At 44.6% G+C, this 5,150-nt stretch carries 5 protein-coding genes; 1 reads left to right on the top strand and 4 read right to left on the bottom strand.

Annotated features, from left to right (window positions below; all coding sequences use genetic code 11):
* Positions 1 to 819 (top strand): RCC1 domain-containing protein (locus AC1DUA_RS25390; RefSeq protein WP_477502413.1); only part of this gene is annotated, 819 nt, incomplete at its 5' end.
* An 80-nt stretch (positions 820 to 899) separates the two neighbouring features.
* On the opposite strand, the gene AC1DUA_RS25385 is transcribed toward AC1DUA_RS25390, so the two are convergent.
* From AC1DUA_RS25385 to AC1DUA_RS25370, 4 genes are all read right to left on the bottom strand, one after another.
* On the bottom strand, positions 900 to 1,937 hold the full coding sequence (locus tag AC1DUA_RS25385) for a glycoside hydrolase family 88/105 protein (RefSeq protein WP_477502412.1): 1,038 nt from the start codon (positions 1,935 to 1,937) through the stop codon (positions 900 to 902).
* A gap of 271 nt (positions 1,938 to 2,208) precedes the next feature.
* Complete coding sequence (locus AC1DUA_RS25380; RefSeq protein WP_477502411.1) at positions 2,209 to 2,445, bottom strand: hypothetical protein; 237 nt, start codon at positions 2,443 to 2,445, stop codon at positions 2,209 to 2,211.
* 427 nt (positions 2,446 to 2,872) lie between these two features.
* On the bottom strand, positions 2,873 to 4,915 hold the full coding sequence (locus AC1DUA_RS25375) for a sulfatase-like hydrolase/transferase (RefSeq protein WP_477502410.1): 2,043 nt from the start codon (positions 4,913 to 4,915) through the stop codon (positions 2,873 to 2,875).
* Between the two features lie 34 nt (positions 4,916 to 4,949).
* Positions 4,950 to 5,150, bottom strand: a 201-nt coding sequence (locus tag AC1DUA_RS25370; protein WP_477502409.1) for a carbohydrate ABC transporter permease, incomplete at its 5' end; no start/stop codon positions are given.

The raw sequence follows: 5,150 nt of genomic DNA, 5'->3' as shown, positions 1-5,150 counted from the left end.
GAAAATGAGCAGCCCAATTACAATGAGCATATATCAGCAACTTTGGGAGAGCGAATCCCTCACTTAGATAATATCGTTGAAATTGATGCGATTGGTACCATCGTTTTAGCACTTGATCGAGAGGGAAAAGTATGGATGACCGAAACCGTAAAATATGATAGGACCATTCCATTGAAAGCAGAGCCAGTTCTTGTTGAAGGTATCGACCATGTTAAAGACATATTAGTCTCTACTGATTACAATGAGATAACATTTTTAAAAGAAGATGGTACGGTTTGGAACATTGATGAATATAGCCCAAGGCATAGCTCAAGCTGGTCCTTATACGACTCAATTCGTTATAAGAAGCCCGTGCAACTCGAAAATCTCAAAGACATTGTTCAGCTTAAAAACAACCATTATGCCATTAAGAAAGATGGTACAGCATGGAATTGGGGCAGAACAACCGCTTTCTCAAAAAGTAGATCATTCCAAGAAGTAGCTCTTACTCCTGCAGCACCTTATCAAATTGATGAACTATCTGATATCGTGGACGTTTCTAGCAACTATGATCATACATTTTTTGTTAAGAAAGATGGAACGGTTTGGGGCAAGGGCTATTTTGTGGAAAAGTGGGACGCACTTGGAGCTGAACCCCAAAAGATCTGGAAAGATTTATTTAAATTAGATGGCATTACCGATGCTGCTTCGATTAATATTACTAATTACGATCTTTCAACGGAGTCCGTTATCAAAAAAGATGGAACAGTCTTGTTGTGGGGACTTGATCACTTCAGTAAATTAAACTTTAAACCACAGCAAGTAGAATTCAGAAATTAATCATAAGACAGGCCATAAAATAAAAGCGGCAGTCATGGAAGAAAACGAATCCATAGACTGCCGCTTTTTTGCACTCATTCTTAAATTTTACTAACAACTTCCTTATTCTGAAGCAGGGCAACCAAGTAAGCCAAGGTCAATCCTTGCCCCCATCCTTGTACTCTTTTCTTGGAAATTACTTTGTAATCGTCTAAGGAATACATCACTGCCGTACCTGCCGATACATTCCGTACCGAACCGTCTTCATCAATATTTGCCAAGATACCCTCATAAGCTTTGGCCATATAATTCTGATGCAGCGGATGCGCATAAGTTACGAGTGCGGCGGCAATTCCGGCGGAGGCTGATGTTTCCTCGTAAGAGATTTCATCATTCAAAACCGTGCGCCACAGCCCATTCTCTGATTGCAGCCTGACCAGAGAACTTAATTGATCGCCAAGAGCCCCACCGATCTGCATCCACATGGGCATGAAAGGATTCAGCATTTTATACGATTGTGCCATCGTATAAGCAGCCCATGCATTGGCTCTGCCCCAGTAAATACCGGACAAGTGATCTTTCCTTACATTATCCCAAGCGTGATAGAACAGATTCGTTTTCGTGTCCTGCAAATATTCCTCATGCCAGTAGAATTGATTGAGCGCATCGTCAATATATGCCTTATTATCTAGTTTAAATCCAAGCCGCAACAGGAAATACGCCGCCATGAATAACGTATCCGCCCACGCCTGCTCTGGAAAATCATTTTTGGAAGATACCGTATGTTGGAAAACACCTTCCCCGAATCGGATAGCATCTTTACGCAGATACTCGGCTTTCAACAGAGCTAGGTCAAGATATTTGGAATCACCTGTGGCTTCATGCAACGTCAGCATGGTATGCCCCATAGCACAAGCGTTAACCATCATAGGAGGCAGCCCTAGCTCCAGGTACTCGTCCACCCATTTAACCAGAAAATCGATGTACGCCTGATTACCGGTCACTTCCCAGGCCTTGCAAATCCCATAATAAGCAACTCCACAAGACCAGTTCCATGTGAAATCCATATTCATCGTTCTGCGGACTACCCGGTCTATGAGTTCTTTTACTTCATTTTCGTTGCATTCAAATTTCCGCATAGGATCGCTACCTCCGTCTATTCTGCTAGATGAAATTTATAGCTTTAACGCACATTTACCTATAAAAATAACATACTATCCGAAGGCATTCTCCGCATTTTTAACTAAAATATGTGCAAATCTCGCATATCTTGCGATTTGATGCAGCTGTTTAACTCGTAAACTGCTGAGATTCCCGGTACTGACCTGGCGACATACGTAAACCATTCATCCGAGATTTTTTCATTACCTTCAACCGTGTCGATGATTTGATTAATCCCCAGAGTGACTTTCAGGTTAACAGCTTGGCAGGCTTCCACACTTCCTGATCTTCCGCGTATTCACCATTCAGTAGATTTTGTAAAAATTGCTGCCTGCAGATCGCCAGATGCTCGACTTGCCGCTCCTGAAAGGCCATATTGTTTGTAATGAGCCGCGCAATGGCTTGATCAATGAAAGCAAACTCATTTCTATCGTTCTTCAGGTCATTCGACATAACTAAATTCGAAAACCGGTTAATTCTATGCAAAATTGACTCAATCGGCCGGTAACTCCTTCGTATAACGTAAAAAGCAGAGCCTATAGCTAAAGCAATTGCCCCAAGCACTGCAATAATCCAAACCAAGTTACCATGAAGCAAAATACTGTAAAGCTGACTTCCTTTAAAGCTTAAGGAACTACAGGACGCTATTTGTGCGATATCCTATATTAGGAGGGGCGAAGCGGAACTACAAGGCTTTATTTGTCCAACTAACCTTACATGGAGGTTATAACTGGAACAATAGAGGCTCCTAGTTCCTCTTCACGCAGGAAACCGAGTCATTCCTAAAGAATAGAGGCTCCTAGTTCCCCTCCGCTTAACTAAACAGTTATTGAGTCGTTTAATAAAAAAGAGGCTATCCCCTAGGTCGTTTCTGACCTTCGAGGTAGCCTCATTCCTGACATAACTATTCTGTTCACGCCAAATCAAACCTATCCTTGGTCCGATCTAACCAGCTTTGCAGCTCTTCCTCTAGCGATATTAAGAGCTTCGTCTGCGGCCGCCCATACAGCACAACAGGATTGAGCTGATACGGATCCTTCTCATGATCATAGAATAAGCGTTGCACTTCTGCTCCTGGCGCATATCCTTTATGAACAACATAGGTATACTTGCTTGTGCGGATGCCCCGCCAACCATATTGACGGTTGTCCAAGCCAGAGGCAGCGAATTGCTCCATCGCATCCTTTCTTCCGGGAAATCCGGAAATGAAAGCAGACGAAATGTTGGTATGTCTCGTACCAAGAATATCACTGGAGAGATCCATACCTTCTACTGAAGCAGGGACGGGGATGCCAGCAAAGCCGAGCAGTGTAGGCATAATATCGACACTGTTAAAAAGCAAATTCGTGCTGCCCTGCCCAATCTTGCCTTTCCAGCTCATTAAGCAAGGAATCGCAATGGATTCCTCATGCCAAGAATGCTTCGCCATTAAGCCATGCGAGCCCATGAGCTCACCGTGATCCGACGAGAGTACGATCAACGTATTTTCCGCAATCCCGAGCGCCTCGACTTCCCGCCATATCCGGCCGAATTGTTCATCCATGCCAGACACCGCTGCGAAGTAATCACGGGTATACCGGATCAGCGCCTCATCCCCGCTTTCAAAAGGTTCTCCCGTATGCGCAGCGAGATGATCCGAACTTACGTTCGGACGCAAACTTAACTCCCGTCCGTTGTAGATCTCCTTGTAGCGTTCTGGCACAAGATCGAATGGACTGTGTGGTGGATTCCAAGAGACGAATAGAGCAAACGGATCATTGTCCTTTTCTATTCCGTTCCCTTTGGCCCGAATAAAATCCAGCGCAATATCCGTTTCATGCTCTAATGACCACTGATTGACTTGAATCATCTCCGGCGTGTCTTTCCAATAATGCGGTTTCAGATGTTGATCGTACGCACCGTAGGAATACCAGAAATCAAAGCCGTGCCGTTTGGGACCCGGTGGTGTATAAGCATCCCAGTCTCGGGCACCCGATTCAGGCTCCGAGCACCGATTTTGCTCAGGCAAATCCAGATGCCATTTGCCTATATAACCAGTTTGATACCCAGCTGCCTTCAGCGCATCCCCTATACAAACCTCGTCCGGGCTTAGCATAATATCCGCACCGATCTTACAGTTTGTATAGACACCGGTCGATTGCGGATATCTGCCTGTCATTAGTGCTGCCCGGTGCGGAGAGCAAAGTGGCGTACAAGAAAGCGCATGAGATTGGAAATGCTGCATGCCGAGCTGGAGTGTAAACAAGTTATCCGAATCCAAGTAGATTAATGGACCGAGAAAGTCATTCCAAGCATGCATGAATGTAAAAATCGTCAAGCTGGCAATCGCTGGCCGAATGAGTGGCAAGATGACCCGTGCATAGATGCCGAACTCGCTCAAGCCGTCGATTCTGGCAGCTTCCGACAGTTCTTCCGGAATAGACATGAAAAACTGTCTGAACAAGAACACGCCGAACGGACTAAACGCCCCTAGTAAAATCAATGCCCAATGCGAATCGATTAACCCGATCTTTTTGATTAACATAAACTGTGGAATCATCATGACCTGATAAGGCACCATCATTGTTGCCACATACAAGAAAAACAGTTTATCCCGCTCTGGAAATTTCACTTTGGCAAACGCATAGGCAGCCGTAGAACAAGTAATAATTTGCAGCAGCGTGGTCAGCACGGCAATTTTGATCGTATTCAAATAGTAGGTAAAAAAAGGAAGTTGCGTCCATACCTTGCTGTAATTGGACCAGTAAAAGTGGCTAGGTATCCACTGAATCGGGAAACCGAATATTTCTGCCTCCGACTTCACCGATGCGGAAAGCATCCAAAGAAATGGAATAACCATGGACAAGGCGACAGCGGTCACTACGGCATATAAAACCGTTTTTCTGACCCATGCGCCAAGTTGAGGGCGTCTAGATAATGTCATCATAGCTTGGCTTGGTTCTATTCGTATGCTCATGTTGGCTTCCCCTTTCTCTAACCCATTAAACTCGTTAGGAGTAGTTCACCCAACGTTTTTGCCCTCGAAATTGAATCAGCGTAATGACTAGAATAATTGCAAATAGAACGTAAGCCATCGCAGAGGCATAGCCGTATTCATAACGCTGGAAGGCCGTATAATATATATCGTAAACCAGCATGTGAGTGGAACGGCCAGGTCCTCCTTTGGTCAAGACAAACACCAGATCGAACAC

Source organism: Paenibacillus sp. 01T422 (genome assembly GCF_056398785.1).
This window is presented reverse-complemented; position numbering and strand designations above follow the sequence as displayed.